At 58.9% G+C, this 17,973-nt stretch carries 15 protein-coding genes; 2 read left to right on the top strand and 13 right to left on the bottom strand.

Annotated elements, in window-relative coordinates:
- Positions 1–159: 159 nt before the first annotated feature.
- Both dinB and ACPYOP_RS03680 read right to left on the bottom strand, forming a co-directional pair.
- Complete coding sequence (gene dinB, locus ACPYOP_RS03675; protein WP_481409032.1) at positions 160–1,257, bottom strand: DNA polymerase IV; 1,098 nt, start codon at positions 1,255–1,257, stop codon at positions 160–162.
- Positions 1,258–1,474: 217 nt separating this feature from the next.
- Positions 1,475–2,602: a helix-turn-helix domain-containing protein gene (locus tag ACPYOP_RS03680; protein ID WP_481409033.1), complete on the bottom strand. Its 1,128-nt coding sequence runs from the start codon at positions 2,600–2,602 to the stop codon at positions 1,475–1,477.
- Between the two features lie 498 nt (positions 2,603–3,100).
- On the opposite strand from ACPYOP_RS03680, the gene ACPYOP_RS03685 reads away from it, so the two are divergent.
- Positions 3,101–3,406, top strand: coding sequence for a hypothetical protein (locus ACPYOP_RS03685; protein WP_481409034.1), 306 nt, complete (start codon positions 3,101–3,103; stop codon positions 3,404–3,406).
- Between the two features lie 119 nt (positions 3,407–3,525).
- On the opposite strand, the gene ACPYOP_RS03690 is transcribed toward ACPYOP_RS03685, so the two are convergent.
- From ACPYOP_RS03690 to ACPYOP_RS03720, 7 genes are read right to left on the bottom strand one after another with little or no spacing between them, the layout of a single operon-like run.
- Complete coding sequence (locus tag ACPYOP_RS03690) at positions 3,526–4,038, bottom strand: DUF995 domain-containing protein (protein ID WP_481409035.1); 513 nt, start codon at positions 4,036–4,038, stop codon at positions 3,526–3,528.
- A gap of 16 nt (positions 4,039–4,054) precedes the next feature.
- Complete coding sequence (locus ACPYOP_RS03695) at positions 4,055–4,999, bottom strand: glycoside hydrolase family 26 protein (protein ID WP_481409036.1); 945 nt, start codon at positions 4,997–4,999, stop codon at positions 4,055–4,057.
- A complete protein-coding gene (locus ACPYOP_RS03700; protein ID WP_481409037.1) occupies positions 4,996–5,565 on the bottom strand; it encodes a DUF995 domain-containing protein in 570 nt (189 codons plus the stop codon). The genes ACPYOP_RS03695 and ACPYOP_RS03700 overlap by 4 nt, the downstream gene beginning before the upstream one ends.
- Positions 5,549–6,967, bottom strand: coding sequence for a UDP-glucose dehydrogenase family protein (locus ACPYOP_RS03705; protein WP_481409038.1), 1,419 nt, complete (start codon positions 6,965–6,967; stop codon positions 5,549–5,551). The genes ACPYOP_RS03700 and ACPYOP_RS03705 overlap by 17 nt, the downstream gene beginning before the upstream one ends.
- Before the next feature lie 12 nt (positions 6,968–6,979).
- Positions 6,980–8,788 (bottom strand): glycosyltransferase family 2 protein, encoded by a 1,809-nt coding sequence (locus ACPYOP_RS03710; protein ID WP_481409090.1) that lies wholly within the window; start codon positions 8,786–8,788, stop codon positions 6,980–6,982.
- 44 nt (positions 8,789–8,832) lie between these two features.
- Positions 8,833–9,819 carry a UDP-glucose 4-epimerase GalE gene (gene galE, locus ACPYOP_RS03715; protein WP_481409039.1) on the bottom strand — a complete coding sequence of 329 codons (987 nt, stop codon included), beginning with the start codon at positions 9,817–9,819 and terminating at the stop codon, positions 8,833–8,835.
- On the bottom strand, positions 9,819–10,832 hold the full coding sequence (locus ACPYOP_RS03720; protein ID WP_481409040.1) for a UDP-glucuronic acid decarboxylase family protein: 1,014 nt from the start codon (positions 10,830–10,832) through the stop codon (positions 9,819–9,821). The genes galE and ACPYOP_RS03720 overlap by 1 nt, the downstream gene beginning before the upstream one ends.
- Positions 10,833–11,259: 427 nt before the next feature.
- On the opposite strand from ACPYOP_RS03720, the gene ACPYOP_RS03725 reads away from it, so the two are divergent.
- Positions 11,260–12,861: an ABC transporter substrate-binding protein gene (locus ACPYOP_RS03725; protein ID WP_481409041.1), complete on the top strand. Its 1,602-nt coding sequence runs from the start codon at positions 11,260–11,262 to the stop codon at positions 12,859–12,861.
- A 43-nt stretch (positions 12,862–12,904) separates the two neighbouring features.
- Here ACPYOP_RS03725 and ACPYOP_RS03730 read toward each other — a convergent pair whose 3' ends face one another.
- From ACPYOP_RS03730 to ACPYOP_RS03745, 4 genes are read right to left on the bottom strand one after another with little or no spacing between them, the layout of a single operon-like run.
- Positions 12,905–14,053, bottom strand: coding sequence for an acyl-CoA dehydrogenase family protein (locus ACPYOP_RS03730; protein WP_481409042.1), 1,149 nt, complete (start codon positions 14,051–14,053; stop codon positions 12,905–12,907).
- A 17-nt stretch (positions 14,054–14,070) separates the two neighbouring features.
- Positions 14,071–15,108 carry an ABC transporter substrate-binding protein gene (locus ACPYOP_RS03735; RefSeq protein WP_481409043.1) on the bottom strand — a complete coding sequence of 346 codons (1,038 nt, stop codon included), beginning with the start codon at positions 15,106–15,108 and terminating at the stop codon, positions 14,071–14,073.
- Positions 15,109–15,119: 11 nt separating this feature from the next.
- Positions 15,120–16,298, bottom strand: coding sequence for an LLM class flavin-dependent oxidoreductase (locus ACPYOP_RS03740; protein ID WP_481409044.1), 1,179 nt, complete (start codon positions 16,296–16,298; stop codon positions 15,120–15,122).
- A gap of 22 nt (positions 16,299–16,320) precedes the next feature.
- The gene (locus ACPYOP_RS03745) at positions 16,321–17,925 is read right to left on the bottom strand and encodes an ABC transporter substrate-binding protein (protein ID WP_481409045.1); all 1,605 of its coding nucleotides are present in this window, start codon (positions 17,923–17,925) and stop codon (positions 16,321–16,323) included.
- Positions 17,926–17,973: the final 48 nt, after the last annotated feature.

Raw genomic sequence — 17,973 nt, forward strand, 5'->3', positions numbered from 1 at the left:
TGATTGTTTGCGGCCAAATATGGACGGGTGAAAACACCCGCGGCGGTATAGCCTTGCCGGCCGGTCACAAACAAGAGGAATTTACTCATATTTCTACAGATTCCGCGCGCGGATCAGGACAAATCCCAGATTCGCTGGTATCGCTTCCGTAACCGACCGTCAGAAGCCGAGATCGAGCTGGGATTGCGAGCGGCCATCATCGGTTTCTTCGTTCGTCAGGGATGACAGCGTGACGCCGAGTAGCCGAACCGGCCGTCTGAACGGATGGACGGTCGCCAGAAGCGCGGATGCCGCTTCTAAGATTTCGCCCATGTCAGCGACCGGGAGAGAGGCCGTCCGACTGCGTGTCGCCTGCGTGAAATCCGAGTACTTGATCTTCACGGTCACCGTCTTGCCGCTGATGCCGCTGGCTTCGCAGTAGCGCCAGACCTTCTCTGCGAGCGGCCGCAATTCCGCCGTCGCCAGATCGAGGTCGTCGATATCTTCGGGAAACGTATCCTCCGCGCCGACGGATTTGCGGATCCGGTCGGGCCTCACCTGGCGCTCGTCGATGCCCCGGGCGATCCCGTAGAAATAAGGTCCGGACTTTCCGAAATGCTCCTGCAGGAAGGCGAGGGACTTTGATTTCAGATCGAGCCCGGTTTCGATCCCGTATTTGCGCATGCGTTCGGCGGTCGCAGGCCCCACACCATGGAATTTGCTGACGGGCAGCGCCTCGACAAATGCCGGCCCGTTCTTCGGCGTGATCACCGCCTGGCCGTTGGGCTTGTTCAGATCGCTCGCCATCTTGGCGAGGAACTTGTTGTAGGAGATGCCGGCGGAAGCATTGAGCCCGGTGATCTGCTTGATCCTCGCCCGGATTTCCAGCGCGATCTCGGTGGCGATCTCCATGCCCTTGAGGTTTTCGGTGACGTCGAGATATGCCTCGTCGAGCGACAATGGCTCGATCAGCGGCGTATATTCGGCGAAGATCTCGCGGATCTGCTGCGATACGGCCTTGTAGACGTCGAAGCGCGGCGGCACGAATATCAAATCCGGGCATTTGCGCTTGGCGGTCACCGACGGCATGGCTGAGCGAACGCCGAAGGCGCGGGCCTCATAGCTTGCCGCCGCCACCACGCCGCGCGCCGCGAACCCGCCGACCGCGAGCGGCTTGCCGCGCAGTTCGGGATCGTCGCGCTGTTCGACCGACGCGTAAAAGGCATCCATGTCCACATGGATGATTTTGCGGACGGGCGGCGAGCTCATATCGTTCATTATCGTCTCGGCAATCCGCGCTGGAACGAGGTAGGTTGAGCATGATGTCGTCCGAAAACCGCTCACACTTTTCGGCATCATGCTCCAGGCTTTCAGCGCCGCCGTAAATCGCGGTAGGGCCGAACAAATACGGAACATATCACGCTTGGCGATGATATCAAACCGGCTGCGGATCTTGCCGGGCAGGACTTCGCGATGTCGCTGCCGGCCTGGATTGTCAGAGACCAAGCGTGCTGAGCCAGTTATCGAAACTCGACACCGTGGCCGTGCGCGACGGCGCTTCCGTCTTGAAATCCCGAGAATGCCTGCGCACTTCGCTTGGATTGTAGCCGAACTCATGAGTGAAGGCCCGGCAGAAGTTGGCGGCGGACTCGAAACAGAACTGACCGGCGATTTCGCCGATTTTCCGACCATCGGCGGGATCGTTAAGTGCGGCGCGCGCGGCCAGAAGCCGTTTCCTTCTTATGTAGTTGAGCACTCCGCTCGAAGTCTGGAACAGCTCGTAAAGACGGGTCCGCGAAATCGCCAGTTCACGGCTTAGGGTTTCCGGCGTCAATTCCGTGGATCCCAGATTGTTCTGAATGAAGTGTCTTGCCCGGGTCATCAACCCGCTTTGCGATATTTCGCCATCGATCTGGCTGTGCGCCAAGGGCGAGATCGTATGGAACACCATCTCCCGAAGCTGGTTCCTGACGCCTGGAAGATCGTCTCTGGTCAAACGAAGGAGATTGACTTCGAGAAAATCCATGTAACTCGAAAGTAACGAGACGCGCGGACCTCCAAGTACAATATTGCTGCTGGCGCTCGGCAGCCCACCATAGGCGGCAAACAGATCGCATGGCAGGATCAATGTCGTGGATTGCGCCGGCAAGGTCCGTCCGTAAAAGGGGCAGCCCAGCATCCGGATTTCCATCATGCCGGGTTCGTTTTCGACAACCTTGCCGTTGACGCTCGTCCAAGTCTTTCCGGTGCGCAGAAAAGTGATCTGCCAATGATCTATCGAGCTGAAGCGCACCTTTTCCGGGGAGCGTTCGAAACTGAATGCCGGCGTGTCCTGCTGAATGAGCAGGACACCTTCGAGATTCCATGCGACCTGCTTAACCGCGAACGGCTCACATGCTTTTGCTTGATTTTGCAGCCGCATATCGATCAGCGGAGCCATGCGCTCCTGCCAGGCTGCAAATTGCCGATCGGGGTGCAGCTCCTCCGTTGAAAATGGCAGGGACGCCAGCTCCGTCCTTTCGGGGACTTCACTGTAAAGCGGTGCCTGAGGAGAACGGAGCCAGCGGCGCCGCTCGACAGCCTTGGGCTGTTCAAATGGAATATCTGCTTTGCTCCACATCATTGTAGCGCCCCCTCGACACTACATGGCGTGTTGTACTTGCCGCGGCTGCAGCGCTCATTGAAAATTCTGCAGCTGGCCCCAACGCCAGTTGATCATATTAAAACCACATTTGTTTGTGGATTAGCCGCCTTCTCGTGAGATCCAGCCTGATTTCCAACTTTTCATGCCGGAACGAATCTGTTTCCGTATTGTAACAGCAAGAGAGAGGGATAAATGCCCGACAGGCTACGTCCTCATCTTTGAGGAGGCAGACGTTTCTGTTCGACAGCGCGGCGAGCAGCTTGGCAAAAGGCCAAACTGCCCGGCTGATGATCTCCGGCGGCCATCGCAAGGAACGCAAAACTAATACCCGAGAGGGTCGCATTGCCGCAAACCTTACTTCAATACTTGTAACGGTTACTTAAGCATTATTCTCTAATAATTTCAAGAATTTTATCGAGAGACCGAAATAATTTTAATGGATGTGAAAACGAACATAGAGGATATGGAAGTAAGCAAATGGTAGTAAACCTGATTGATCCGAAGTTTTATCTTTCTCGCCTTGTATCAACCTTGACTTCTGTTTGCTTGTGCGCCGTTTTTCTTGCCTACACGGCGGAAAATGCGGCCTCCGCAACCATGAATAAATATAAGTACAAGACCATCGACCTGTACATGAAGAAAAGCGAAAGCAATATGTACTTTTATGGGACCGGTCAGATTCGCAAGAGGACGACGGTTTCCTCCGACGAATATTTCAAGGGGGCACCCTATATCTGCACGCCGAGCGGCTTTGGACGTACCTCGCATTGCTACAATCGATAAACTAGAACCGTTCCGGCAATTGGTCCCATCTTGCCAGAACGGTTGCGGATGTCTCATTCCATGGCGATGTCATACTCGGTTGACCTCGCTTGTTTTCGATATCTTTTCCGTATCCGGTCCTAGCTGGGCAAGTGCCGGATGACGTAGTTGCCTCTGCGCAGTTTCATTGCCTCGTCGTCGTGTCTCGGGCGGTCGTGACGAAATACATACCATTTCCCGTCCGGCAAACGCTTCTGATAGATGACGCCGTCTTTTTCACGGTGCAGAAAGCAGGACGTCTTCTCCACGTCGTACTTCATGCTGTGCCAACGCGCCTTCATGCATAGCTTGCCGTTGAAGCTCGCATACCAGGTGCCTTTGGCATCGGTTCTGTCGGCGCCGGTATGCGACCATGCCATGAAGCTGCCTTGCTTGGCCGAAAAGTAGCCGGCGCCATCTTTCCAAATCCAGGACCGGCCGGCGTAAAGGCTTTGCACGTCCGAGGCGCTTATCGACGTTGCTTGAATGGCCGAGCGCTCGATCATCCAATCGGCATGCTGCCGGCTCGCAGCATGTGCCGGTCCGCCCAACAGCAACATCGATATGGCTGCACTTGATATAAAGAGTCTTGCGAGAGACATCTTTGCCTCCATTTTCGTTGTTGTTGGTTCAGTTCAACAGAGGGCTGACAACGCGCCAGTCCGGCCGTCCGAGACCATGAGGCCACGGATAGACCTCGCGATCGTCGAAATACACCACTCCCACGATGTTCTTGAATTCGTCATGTGGTTTGGCGGCTTCTTCAGCCCAGGCATGGACGTAGGCCTCGTTTCCCTGGTAGCCCAGCTCCGCGATAACGATCGGCTTTCCATAGGCTTTGACGCGGTCATAGCCCGGTTTGGTTGCTTCGACGAAGGTCGAGTCACGCCCGAGCATGCGCTGGTCGAAAGGCTGATAGCCGAAAACCGAGAGGCCGACGACGTCGACATATTTATCTCCCGGATAATAGGCTTCGAGCCCGTCCTTGCCCATCGGCGACCACATGTATTGGGCGGATGGAAGATCGCGACGGCATACATCGACGGCGTGCTTATATGCCTTCACATATTGCGACGGGCTCCAGTAGGCCCAGGTGAACTGCCCGTTCTTCTCATCCATTTCCTGGGCCCAGCGAATGGTAACGGGCTGCTTCAGCTTGGCGGCGGCCGAGCATATCGACGCCATGTTCGCATCGTAGTGGCCATCCATGATCCCCTGGAAAAGATCGTCCGGCGTGACGCGCCAATTGCGTGCCCAGGACCAGGGCTCGACTGTAATCAGCAGCGAGCGGCCGCGCTGGCGGGCATAGTTGTCTGCGACCTCAAGCGTCGCCAGATCCACATCTTCCCAGGGAAGGAAGAGATGCTCGATCTTGGGATTGGGGTCATTTGAGAAATCGCCGTTCGGATCGTATGCGCCTGATGGCAGCGATTGCGGCGTGATGATCGGCCTCTTGTCATGGAACATGCTTTGGTTGTCGCCCGCCGTTCCAGCACCTTTGTTGGGGGCGTAAACCGCTCCGGACAAACCTGCGAAACAAACGATGGCAGCGGTAAGCTTGAATGCCGTTTTCATTGGACTGCCTCCTTCTGCAGTTCGGCCTTGCTCGTGTTCAAGGTGGCTTTCACGATGCTCAGTCGTTCAGTAACCAGATCGTTAGCGACCAACTTTTTCGCCTCATCGGCATCTTTGGTCGCGGCATGGCGAAATATGAACCATGCCCCACCGGGCTCGCGCTTCTGGTATACGGTTTCATTGAGAATGCGGTGCAGAAAGCAGGTCTTGGCCGGGAACTTGCCGTTGGCCGCGAACCAGGTTGCTTCGAAGCACATACGGCCGGCATCGCTCACGCTCCAGCGGCCCTCGGCCCAGGATTTGCCTGCCTTGCCATCGACCCAGGCAGCGAACCGACGATCTGCGTCCTGCATTTGCCCTGCGCCATCTGGCCATTGCCAGCTCTTGTCGCGATAAAGTCGGTAAAGCTCGAACGCCGTCATCGGGCGAGCGTCGACCGGCAGTTTGGGGCCTTTGCCCGCGGCAGCCGCACTGCTCGACGCGACAGATCCGAGGGTGATGACGGCGGCAAGCGTCGCAGCACTTACGCGGATCAGAAGGCTCGTTTTGTTATATGATGATGCCATTGTCTTTCTCCCGCATAGCAATTGGTATGACTTTCGCGGCGCTCAGAGATTTGTTCCTCTGTCTCGCCATGCTTCGAACATCGCCCTTGGTGCTGGCCGAATTTCCGATGGTGGAAATGCGGAATCCGAGCTGCGCGGCAGCTTCCTTGCGAAAGGCGTTTCTGAGATCCACCAGGATTGGCTGGCGCATATTCGCCTTGAGCTGGATCAGGTCGAGATTCCTAATGATCGCCCATTCGGTCATGACGACCGCCGCATCGGCATTTCGCGCGCAGTCATAAGGATCGTCGCAGAACGCCACGTCATCGAGGATCTTGGCAGCATTCTCGATGCCCATCGGATCGTAAGCGCGAATATGGCCGCCAAAGCGCTGCAGCGCTTCGATCAGTGGAACTGAGGGGGCTTCGCGCATGTCGTCCGTGTCGGGCCTGCAAGTAAGGCCGAGAACGGCGATGGTCAGGCCGTCTATATTGCCGCCAAGCGCTTCGACGACCCTGAGCGCCATGCGCCGCTTGCGGGCGTCGTTCGCCGCAACGGTTTCCTCGATTACGCGCAGCGCGACGCCATAATCCTGCGCGGTTCGCAAAAGTGCGAGCGTATCGCCTGGAAAACAGGAGCCGCCGAAGCCGGGACCTGCCGTCAGGAAAGTCGTGCCTATGCGCTTGTCCAATCCTATCCCGAGCGCCAGTTCCTCCACATCGCTGCCGAGATGTTCGCAAAGATCGGCAAGCTCGTTGATGAAGGTTATTTTGGTCGCCAGAAATGCGTTGGCCGCATATTTGATCAATTCCGCGGTGCGCCGCGCCGTCACCACAACCGGTATATCCTGGAGATCCATCGGGTCGGCGTAGAGTTCCAGCAGGCGCTTATAGGCACGTTCGTCGTCGACGCCGATAACGACACGGTCCGGCGTGAGCGAATTCTGTACCGCAACGCCTTCGCATAGGAATTCCGGATTGGAGGCGACGGAGAACGTGCCTGGCTTGCGTGTCGCGGCGATGATCTTTTGCACCATGTCGCCGGTGCCGACGGGCACGGTCGATTTAACGACCACAACCGTGTCGTCCGCTATCAACGGCGCAAGGTCGCTTGCCGCGCGGTAGAGGCTGGAAAGATCTGGTTCGCCGCGGTCATTGCGGGGCGGAGTGCTGACGGCGATGAAGACGATGGCAGCTTGCCTGACCGCCCGGGCGAGGTTGCAGGTAAAATCAAGCCGTCCCGACGCGCAGTTCCGTTCGACCATTTCGTCGAGGTGCGGCTCGTAGATCGGCATTCTGCCCTGTCGGAGGCCGGCAATCTTCGGCGGATCCTTGTCCACGCAGACGACGTCATGACCCCACTCGGCGAAGCAGGCGCCGCTGACCAAACCCACATATCCCGTTCCGACAACAGCTATCTTCATGGTCTGTTGCGCTTATGCGCCCCTCCTGCTGGGAGTTTCCGTCATGGCGTTGTCGTCATGCCAGTGCGGATCGAACATGATGCGATGCAGTTTGCGTCCGCTGACGCCTGCGCCCGCCACCGACGAACGCTCCACGAAAAGCGCATAGCCGCTGGCGCTCCATGTCAGCGACAGCACTCCGTCGGCACCGCGCTCTCTGGCGGCAAATCCCGGCAGGGCGATGAGAGCGAGCAATGCACTCGCAACGGCAGGGCGATAGAAGCGGCTGCTCATGGAGACGGTGTTCTCCAATGCGTGCTTCAGAATGATCACCAATAGCAGCAGCGTGTAGATCGCCGCGTTCATCGTCGCGAAGATATAAAAGCCGCTCGTTTCTCCGGCGTCGCGAACCGTCAGGACAGGCACGATGGAAACGAGAGACAGAAGCGCATAAGGCGCCAGCACACGGAAGGGCAGTGGATCGACATTCGACGTGCCTTTCGGCGTGACGCGAAAATCGACGAAAGATCCAGTCGTCCAATCCCGTATCGCTGCGATTGTCCCTGCAAACGCCCATGGCCAGCGCGCGAACAGAAACAGCGTCACTTCCCAGCTGAGGATCTTCGCATCCACCGGCCTGAACGTGCCGGTACGGCGCCAGCGATAGGCGAATGCGATCAGCAGGAACGATTGCGGCAGGAAGTGAAGCAGAAAATCGGGATAGGACACATTGACGAAGTTCCGTCCTCCCATGAGCGCTATTATGGGCAGCATGAACATCAGCGCCATGAACAGCGAAAATAGCGGATACCAGAGCTGCGAGAACAGGAACTGCGCTCTCAACCGAGGTGGCAGGCAGGGAAGTAGCTTCGGTGAATATTGCAGCAAGATCATCATCAGGCTGCGCGACCACTGGAACTCCTGCGTGATGAGATCGGTAAAGGTACGTGGACCATCGCCATGAGCAATCGCATCAATAGCGTGAACGCCGCGCCACCCATGGGCATTCATCATGAGCGTCGTCGAATGATCCTCGGCGAGTTCGGGCCCGAGGCCGCCGATCTCTTCCAGAGCTGCAGTGCGCACGGCATAGTGCGAGCCGATGCAGAGCGGCGCCAGGCCATTGTTGAAACCGGCTTGCAGCGATCCATGCATGCTCGCTTCGGCATAAAGGCGCCCCCGCGCAGACCAGCTCTCATGAGCGTTGCTGTCGCAGATGCTGGGCGCGGATACGTAGCCGATCGCGGGATCGGCGAACGGACGCAGCATCTGGTAAAGATAGTCCCGGTCCGGTACGTGATCGGCATCGAGCTGCACGACGAAGTCATAACGTTCATAGCCATAATGGTCATAGAAGAAGGCGAGGTTTCCTTCCTTGCAGCGCGTGCGCCGCGGCCATGTCTGGCGGTGATAATCGTCCCTTCCTTTGCGGGTGGACAGCTGGACGCCGTGCCTACGGCACCAATCGATCGTCGAAGCCGAGGGATCCTCGTCGGCAAGCCAGGTATCGTGCGGCACCTCCTGCGCCAGCATGGCTTGCAGCGTGCGGGCAACGACATCGAACGGTTCCGAAGGCGCCTTTGTCACCACCATCGCCACACGGCTGCCTGCCGGCAGGCGCAGCGGCCCGTTTGGCTTCCGCGCATGATAGAATACGGCGACGAAATAGGCTGGAAGAAGGCTCGTCCATGCCAGAACGGTGGTGATCAGAATGGATCCGAGCGGATCGATATGGTGGGCCGGCAGGAGCCACCACCACCAAAGATAGGCGAGTGCCGCAAACCATATCGCGGCACAGACGATATATTCCGCGCGCCGATAGCCTGAGAGGATCTGAACCATCAGTGGCTCGTCCTGCACGGCGGATCTGTTTATCTTGGGCGTCCTCACGATTGCGTCTCCAATCCAAAGAATGGAGCTGCCGTTCGGATGATGGTTCCGATATCGGAATACAGCGGTTGAAAGCCGAGTTTTTCGGCGGCGAGATCCGACGCCGCATAGAGCGCCGGCGGATCACCCGGCCGGCGAGGGCGCATCGCAACCGGCACGGAGCGTCTCGAGGCAATTCCGATGGCGTCCAGGACTTCCCTGATCGACGTTCCGCGGCCGGTTCCGAGATTGATGGCGAGATTGGCGCCGCCCGCCATCAGATATTTGACGGCGAGAGCATGGCCGCGAGCCAGATCCATGACATGGATGTAATCGCGGACGCAGGTGCCATCAGGCGTATCGTAATCATCGCCATAGACCTCGAGGCAGTCGATGGAGCCCGTCGCAGCGAGCAGCGCGCGGGGGATCAGATGCGTCTCCGGAGTGTGCCATTCGCCGAGCTCCTGCTCGGGATCGGCGCCCGCCGCATTGAAATAGCGTAGCGCGACGTAGCGGAGCCCGTAGGCCGCCGCATAGTCGGTCAGCATGTGTTCGGCGATGAGCTTCGTGCGGCCATAGGGATTTATGGGACGCTGCGGCTCACATTCGCGGATCGGCAATTGATCCGGTATGCCATAGACCGCGCAGCTCGATGAAAAGATGAGCTTGTCGATACCGGTGGTGCGACAGGCTTCCAGCAGCGAATGCGTGCCGTTGACGTTGTTGGCGTAGTATTTTGCCGGCTCTTCGACGGATTCGCCGACATAGGCCGAGGCTGCGAAATGGATGACCGCTTCAGGCTGATATCTTCTGATGGTCTCGACCAGGCGACGTGTGTTGAGAATATCCCCCTCTATGAACGGTCCCCAGCGGACCGATTCAAGATGACCCGTCGAAAGATTGTCATAGACGACTGGTTCGAAACCTTCTCTATGCAGAAGCTTGGCCGTGTGGCTGCCGATGAAGCCGGCACCGCCCGCGACGAGGATGGTGCGCGCAGACATCAGATGACCTCTACGAGTTCGTTGCCTTGCCGATGAAGCTGACGTTCGAAATAGGCAACCGTCGACTTCAGGCCTTCGGCCAGAGCGACCGTCGGCTCCCATGCCAAGTCCCGCTTTGCGATCGTGATGTCGGGACGACGCTGGCGAGGGTCGTCGATTGGCAGCGGCTTGTAGACAAGTTTCGATGGCGAGCCCGTCAGCGCGATGACCTGTTCGGCAAGTTCGCGGACGCTGAACTCGGCCGGATTGCCCAGATTGATCGGCATATGAAGCGGCAACGGATTGCCCATCAGCCGAACGAAGCCTTCGATAAGATCGTCGACATAGCAGAACGAGCGCGTCTGCGATCCGTCGCCGTAGACGGTAATATCCTGCCCCTTGAGCGCCTGGACGATGAAATTGGAAACGACGCGGCCATCATCGGGACGCATGCGCGGCCCGTAGGTGTTGAAGATGCGCGCGATCCTGATGTCCACACCATGTCTCATATGAAAATCATAGAAAAGCGTTTCGGCCGAACGCTTTCCCTCGTCATAGCAGGAGCGCGGGCCAAATGAGTTGACATGGCCCCAATAGCGTTCCGGCTGGGGATGCACCTGCGGGTCTCCGTAGATTTCCGAGGTGGAAGCCTGGAATATGCGGGCCTGGTGCCGTGCCGCCAGTTCGAGCAGGTTCAGCGAACCGAAAACGCATGTCTTCAAAGTATGGATCGGATCTGCCTGATAGTGCACGGGCGATGCGGGACAGGCCAGATTGTAGATCTCGTCGACCGGCAGATCGATGGGATTGACGATATCGTGGCGAACGAAGCTGAAGGCGTCGTAGCGAAGCAAATGCCGCAAATTCTCCGTCCGCCCCGTTGAGAAGTCGTCGGCACAAATGACCTGACAACCATCCCGCAATAGCCACTCACAGAGATGAGAACCCAGAAAACCCGCGCCGCCGGCAACAAGAACCGTACGGCGTTCGGAATTTCTCGAATACAAATTCGTATATCTGAGCGGCATATTCATAGAACTCTCCACTTTTATGGTGATACACAAACATAGATGTGACGGCTGTACTGCACACACGCCGTTTTTCGCCTCGCAATCAAATATAGTTTCGGCGAGGACTATGATTAATAAATTACTAATGTCTGAGGTTTCTGTCGTTATCAGGGAATTCGAGATTTTTACAATCTGTACATTTGTTGGCCGCGAAAGACGCCGGGTAAGCGAAATCAAACGCTTTCAGCAAAAGGCCATCGCTGACTGCTTCGAGGCAGGCTCAGTCGGTATCGGCGGTGGGATTCCCGTCTTTTCTGCAATTTACCGCAGGACACGAAGCATTGCTTTCGTCGCCTGCTAGAAAAACTGCCTTTGGATTCCAGACATTCGCAACGATCATTTTTGCAACGGGACGCTGTGCCCTGCTGCCTAAACCATCGGAGCGAAGCCTATGTCGATCAATCGCCGTCAATTCCAACAATTATTGCTCCTCGGAGGTGCCGGTCTGGCATTCGGCAGCCTGCCGCGATTGGCCGGTGCCGCGGAGACGCCCGTCAGCGGCGGAACCCTGAACTGGGCCTATTATCCCGATCCGACGGCGCTGATTGCGATCAACACGTCTTCGGGTACGGGACAGGCGATCGGGCCGAAGATCAACGAGGGACTGCTCGACTTCGACTATGATCTCAATCCCAGGCCGCTTCTGGCGACATCATGGTCCGTCAGCGGCGATGGTCTTCGCTACACGTTTGCGCTTCGCAAGGGCGTCAAATGGCATGACGGCAAGGATTTCACCTCCGAGGATGTCAAGTTCACGATCTTCCGCCTGAAGGAAGCGCATCCGCGCGGGCGCATCACCTTTCAAAACGTGACTTCGGTCGAAACGCCCGATCCCCTGACGGTTGTCATCGTGCTCTCCAAGCCGGCGCCCTATCTGATTTCCGCGCTCGGCAGTTCGGAATCGCCGATCGTGCCGAAGCATGTCTATGAAGCCTTCAAGCCGACCGAGCAGCCGACGCTTGCGCAGACGATCGGCACCGGTCCCTTCATTCTCAAGGAGTGGGTGCCGGGCAGCCATCTGATCTTCGATCGCAACCCCGATTATTGGGACGCGCCAAAGCCCTATCTCGACCGCGTCGTCCTGCGCGTCATCCTCGATCCGGCGGCAAGGGCGGCTGCTCTTGAGACAGGAGAGATCGACATTGGCGCAAATCCGGTGCCGCTATCGGATATCGAGCGGCTGAAGGCCAATGCCAATCTCACCGTCGATACGACGACCTACGCCTATTCCGGGCCGCAGCAGCAGCTATTCTTCAATTATGAGAACGAGATCCTGACGAAGAAGGATGTGCGGCTGGCGATCGCGCATGCCATCGACCTGCAGAAGCTCGTGGATATCGCTCTGTTCGGCTACGCCAAGGTTTCTCCAAGCCCGATCAGCACCGCATTGCCGAAATGGTACGATCCGAGCATCAAGGCGCGTGAACCAGACCCAAAGCTTGCCAACAAGCTGCTCGATGATGCCGGCTATCCGCGCGGCGCCAACGGCACGCGTTTCAAGCTGCGGCTTGCCTACAACTCCTTTCTTCAGCCCTCCTATGCCGACTTCATCAAGCAGTCGCTTGCCGCGGTCGGCATCGACGCCGAAATCCTGAAGCTCGATCTCGCCACTTTCCTGAAGACCGTCTATACGGATCGTGCCTGGGACCTGGTGATCGAATCCCTGTCCAATACGTTCGATCCGACGCTCGGAGTGCAGCGCGCCTACTGGTCGAAGAACTTCAAGATCGGCCTGGTGTTCTCCAACGCCAGCCACTATTCAAACCCGGACGTCGATGCGGTCCTTGAAGCAGCCGCCACCGAGCCGGACGAGGCCAAGCGCCGGCAGCTCTGGTACAAGTTCCAGCACATCATCCATGACGACGTCGTGTCCGTCGATCTGGTGGCGGCGGGCGCGCAGATCGTTGCCAACAAGCGGGTGAAGAATTTCGCACCCGGGGCGCAGGGCATCAACAACAGCTTCGGCCAGATATGGCTGAGCCCGAACGCTTGAAGGGGTCGAGGCAGGCTTAGTTGTTTGCAATCAGGGAGCCGGCTTAGCCAAGCCGGCTCAATGCGTTCCTCGCAGCGATCGTGCGGATCATATGGCTCTGGGGCGCATGCGACCGGGCTGTGATCGCATCGCGATGGTGGCGCTCAAGCTGGAAGTCGCGATTGAGGCCGGGATTTCCGGCGAGCTCGAGTGCCAGGCTGGTGACGGCAACGGCATTGTCGATGACGACGTGGCGGACATGCATGCCATCCATTCCGACCGGCCTGCCGGCATCGACATCCTCGCCGAGCGAGCGCAGCAATCGCGCATTCGTCGCAAGCCGCACCTCGATTTCACCCAACCCATCCTGGATGCGCGGCACCGTTGCGATCGGTGCGCCGAGGCTGGCAGGGCTGTGCTTGCTCGCAAAGCCAAGAGCGCGGTCGCGCGCTGATGTCGCGACACCGTGATAGACCGCACCTAGCAGGCCGAAGAAGAAGGCTGCTGCATGCTCGTCGCGGCGGATCGGCTCGCTGGCCGGCTGCGCTTCGATGAGATCGTCGAGCGGCACCGATACGTCTTCGAGAATGATATCGTCGCTCGCCGTCGCGTGCATGCCGGCCGCATTCCAGCTCTTCTCAATACGCAGGCCAGCGGCATCCGTCGGCACCAGGAAAGAGGCAAGCCGAGGTTCCGGCTCATCGGTGACGGCGAGCAGCGATACCCATTTGAGAACCGGAATGCCGGTCACATAGCTTTTATGGCCGGAGATACGCCAGCGATTACCGTCACGGCGCGCGATCGTTTCGGGCAGGGTGCCGTGGGCCGGCGAGCCGATGCGCGGCTCGGCCTGCGCATTGTTGATCAGCGCCACACCCTGCCTGTTTGCCGATAGCACGCGCTCCGCCAGATGCGCGGGCCATTTGCCGAAGCGGCGGATGGCAAAATGCGAGGTATAGTGCATGGCAAGCACCAGCGCGGTCGATGGCTCGCCGCGGGCGATCTCGCTGATAACGGCTTGCGCCGATGTGAGGCCCTCGCCGTGCCCGCCGCGATCCCGGCCGCTGACGAGGCCAAGCAGGCTGGCATCGAACAGCCTATCGAAGTTTTCGAAGGGAAAGGCGCCGGTCGCATCGTGATAGGCGGCGGTTCCAGCAAAGTCCTCAGCAAGGCTTTTGGCCTTGCCCAGCAGATCGGTGAGTTTATCGGTCATCGTTGTTGCTACATCAATCAGGCGACGGCACGTTCGGCAAAGCCGTCGAGATGGCGGCGATCCACCCATTCGCCGATATCGAAATCGCCGGCCAGGAAACCGAAGTCGCGTAGGAAGTTCTTGTAGTGCTCGACGGCGTCGATGAGGTCCGGTTCCAATCCGAGGCCGAGATGGCGGTGGATTTCCGGCCCATTGGCGGCAAGAACCTGCTCTTCGGTCGCCCCGGATTCACGCGCCACGAAGCGGCGGGTCTCTTCCGGATGTGCCTCCGCCCAGGCGCTTGCCTTCAAGATCGCCTCGATCAGTTTCCGCACGAGATCGGGGCGCTCGTCGGCCAGCAGGTCGTCGACGGTCAACACCCGCGGCGATCCCGAATTGATGCGGATCTTTGGATCTGGATGAAAGCCGAACTCGGCAACCTGGGCGGCGCCGATAAGGTTGGCGACGTTGATGCCAGCGGTTCCCTTGACGTAAATCGCGTCCACTTCGCCGCGCAGCAGCGCTGCGATCTCCTCACCATAGGCCTGCCTGCGCTTGAGACCGAAGAGCGAAGGCCCTTCCTGGCTCGCGAGCACGGAATCGGCAAGCGCGATCTCGACAATCTCGACATCGTCGATGGACAGGCCTTCAAGCGAAAGGGCCGAGATGAGACCCTTGAGCGCCGTGGCTCGCATGAAGTCGACGATCCCTTCGGGGCGGCGGGCAATGCCGAAACGCCGGCCCTTGAGATCCTTGGTCGCCTGGATGCCGGTTCCCGGCAAGGTGATGATCGCCTGAAATTCGTCCGTCCATGTGATGCCGACGAGGCGCGTGCGGCGGCCCTCGGAACGCGCGCGAATGGGCGGTACATTGCCGCCATGGCGAAAGGACCAGTCGAGCGTATGGTTGAAATGGCTCTGCCGGATGTTGCGATCCGGCGAGTCGATGATGGATTTCAGCGCGACACCCTCGCTGCGAAAGCCGTCTTCGAGATAGCCGAGCTGCGCTGCAAGTCCGACCGGGGTTGGAACGGGGCAGCGTGTGTACCAGATTTCGGAAATGGCATTGCTGGTCATGATCGTTCCTTTCAGTGGCGCAACCCGGCCTGTTTCATCAGCGGCAGGACATCGCTGCCGAAGAATTCCAGATCGTCGCGGAAGTCGAAGAAGCTGAGCTGGAGCCCGTCGATGCCCGCCGCCTTCAGCTTGACGAACTGGTCGACCACCTGCTCCGGAGAACCGATGACGCGAATATTGCCGCCGATGAAGCGATAAGGATCCTGGGCGTCGCGGCCCTTCCAGGCCTGCGCGTCGGAGTTCAGCGACTGGAAGCCCTGTGGGGATCGCTGATCGGCATGGGCGACGATGCGGTCGGCCAGCTCCCAAGCCTCTTTCTCGGTCGGCCGGCAAATAACCATCGGGTTGAGCAGGGTGCGCACAGTACGTCCCACATCGGCGGCGGCGTCCTTCACCCTCTTCGTGTGAGCCGGCAGGGATGCTAGGGCGCTGTCGATATCCGCGCCCGTCGGGCTGGTGATGAAGACGATATCGGAATAGCGGCCGGCAAAGGCGATGCCGGCATCCGAGCCGGTGGCGCTCACCAGGATCGGCCGGCCGAAATTCGGTTTCGGCGTGACGAAGCCGCCACCGAGCTTCCAGCTGCTCTCTCCTTCGAAGGAATAATTCTCGTCGTCGCTCCATAGCCGCTGCACGACTTCGAGAAATTCCGCCGCAAGCTCATAGCGCCTGTCATGCTCGATGCGCTGCCAACCGAACATTTCGTGCTCGACGGCGCGATGTCCGGTGACGACATTGATGCCCCAGCGCCCTCCGGTGATGTGATCGAGTGTGGCGCCGAACTTGGCAAGGTGCAGCGGATGCCATGGCCCGTAAAGGACATGCATCGTGGAGATAAGCATGATCTTCTTCGTAAGGCCGGCAAGTGCTGCGGTCGAGACGAAGCTGTCGAGCGCCTGTCCGTTGAAGACGCCGCCATAGCCGCCCTTGGGAAGCCATTGCGACAGGGCGAATACCAGATCGAACCCCAACTCCTCCGCGCGCAGCGTCAGTGCCTTGTTGTAGTCGAAGCGCCAATCGGTGGAGCGTTCGAGCGTCGATTGCGTCCAGCCGCCGGCCTGGATCGGCAGGAAGAGGCCGAGAAGAACGGGCTGTTTCAAAGCCTGAGATAGGGGGCTGTCCGGAAAATCGGTCGGTGCGGCGAATTTCGGCAGGCCCACGATGGAGCCGGGTGGGTGCTGGATGGACATGGCATTCCCTGCTTTCGATGCTTCAGGCGGTTGCGACATAGGCGTAGGCGAGGCTGCCGGCGATACCTTCGCCGCCGAGCGTGTGGTCGGCGATACGCTTGTTGTAGATGGTGAGCTCCGGCTGGCTGACGATATCGAGCGCCGGCAGGTCCTCGACGAGGATCTCCTGTATCTCACGCCATTGTTCGACCCGCTTCTTCGGGTCTACCTCGATGGCGGAAGCCTCAAGGAGCGCGTCAACCTTCGGATTGCTATAGGCCGAGCCATTGGAGAAGGGCACGCCCGGCTTGAAGTTCTTGCTCCAGTAAAGCCGCTGAACGCCGACCGTGGGATCAAAGAGGTTGCTCATTCCTTCATAGGCGAAATCGAAATCGCGATCCGTATAGATGCGTTTGGTATAGGTGGCGAAATCCTGGCTGCGCACGCTTACCTCGACGCCGATCTTGGCGAGCGCCTGGCGGATATATTCCGAACCTCGAATATAGGGCTCGCCGCTCGGCACATAATCGAGATTGAGGCGAAAGCGTATGCCGTCCGAGCCACGCGGATGGCCGGCTTCATCCAGCAGCTTTTCCGCCGCGGCAAGATCGATCGGATAGATCTTCAGATCGGCGACATACCATTTCGCCAGGTTGGGATTGATCGGCCCGGGGATCGGCTCGCCATAGCCATAGTTAATTGTGTTGCGGATCACCTTCCGGTCGATGACATGGGCGAAGGCCCGCCGGACACGGATATCCCTGAAGACCGGCTTTTCAAGGTTGAACTCGATGCGGCTGACGCCATTGGCATATTGATAGCCGCGCGTTTCGAAGGCGAGGCTCTCCACGCTCTTGAAGCGTTCGAGATCGCTCAAGGGGACGGGTGTGGACGGCGCCAGATCGATTTCACCGGTTTCGATCGCGATGGAGCGTGCGGCGGCATCGGGGATGAAGCGGACGATCAGCTGATCGAGATAGGGACGAGGCTGGTCCCAGTAATCCGGATTGCGCTCGTAGACGAGATGGCTGCCGCGCACCCATCCCTTGAACTTGAACGGCCCGGTGCCGACAGGCGCCAGATTGACCGGATTTTCGGCGACCTTCGTGCCTTCATAGAGATGGCGCGGGACGATCGGGGATTCCGACGCGGCAAGCGCGGTGATCAGGTAGGGCGCAGGCTTGGAAAGCACCAGGACCGCCGTCAGCGGATCGGGCGTTTCGATCTCGACGAGGTTGAGAAACGTATTGCGCCCGCGTGGATGAACCTCCTTGAGGGTCCTGATCGAAAAAGCGACATCGTCGGCGGTAAACGGCTTGCCGTCGTGCCATTTGACGCCGTCGCGCAGCTTGAAAGTGTAGCGCAGGCCGTCGTCGCTGATAGTCCATTGTCTGGCGAGCAACGGCTGCGGATTGAGGTCGAAATCATAGGTCAGCAGACCCTCGGTCACCTTCGGCGACACATAGACGGAGTTGTAGGCCGTGTGAGCGATGGTCGTCAGGACCGGCGGTTCGGCGGCGAGCAAGAGGGTGGCCGAGCCGCCCCGGGAGGGTGCCGCGTATGTGGCGGCTCCCGTCATGATCGTTGCGCCGAGCGCTGCCGAGGAGAGCAGGAAACTGCGACGGGAAATTGTTCGAAGTCTGATCATCTGAGGGTGCCTCGTATCTTGGTGGGCCGTACTGCGGCGTGCCAGCGA

It is taken from the genome of Rhizobium sp. KNZ2-6A, from assembly GCF_056755475.1.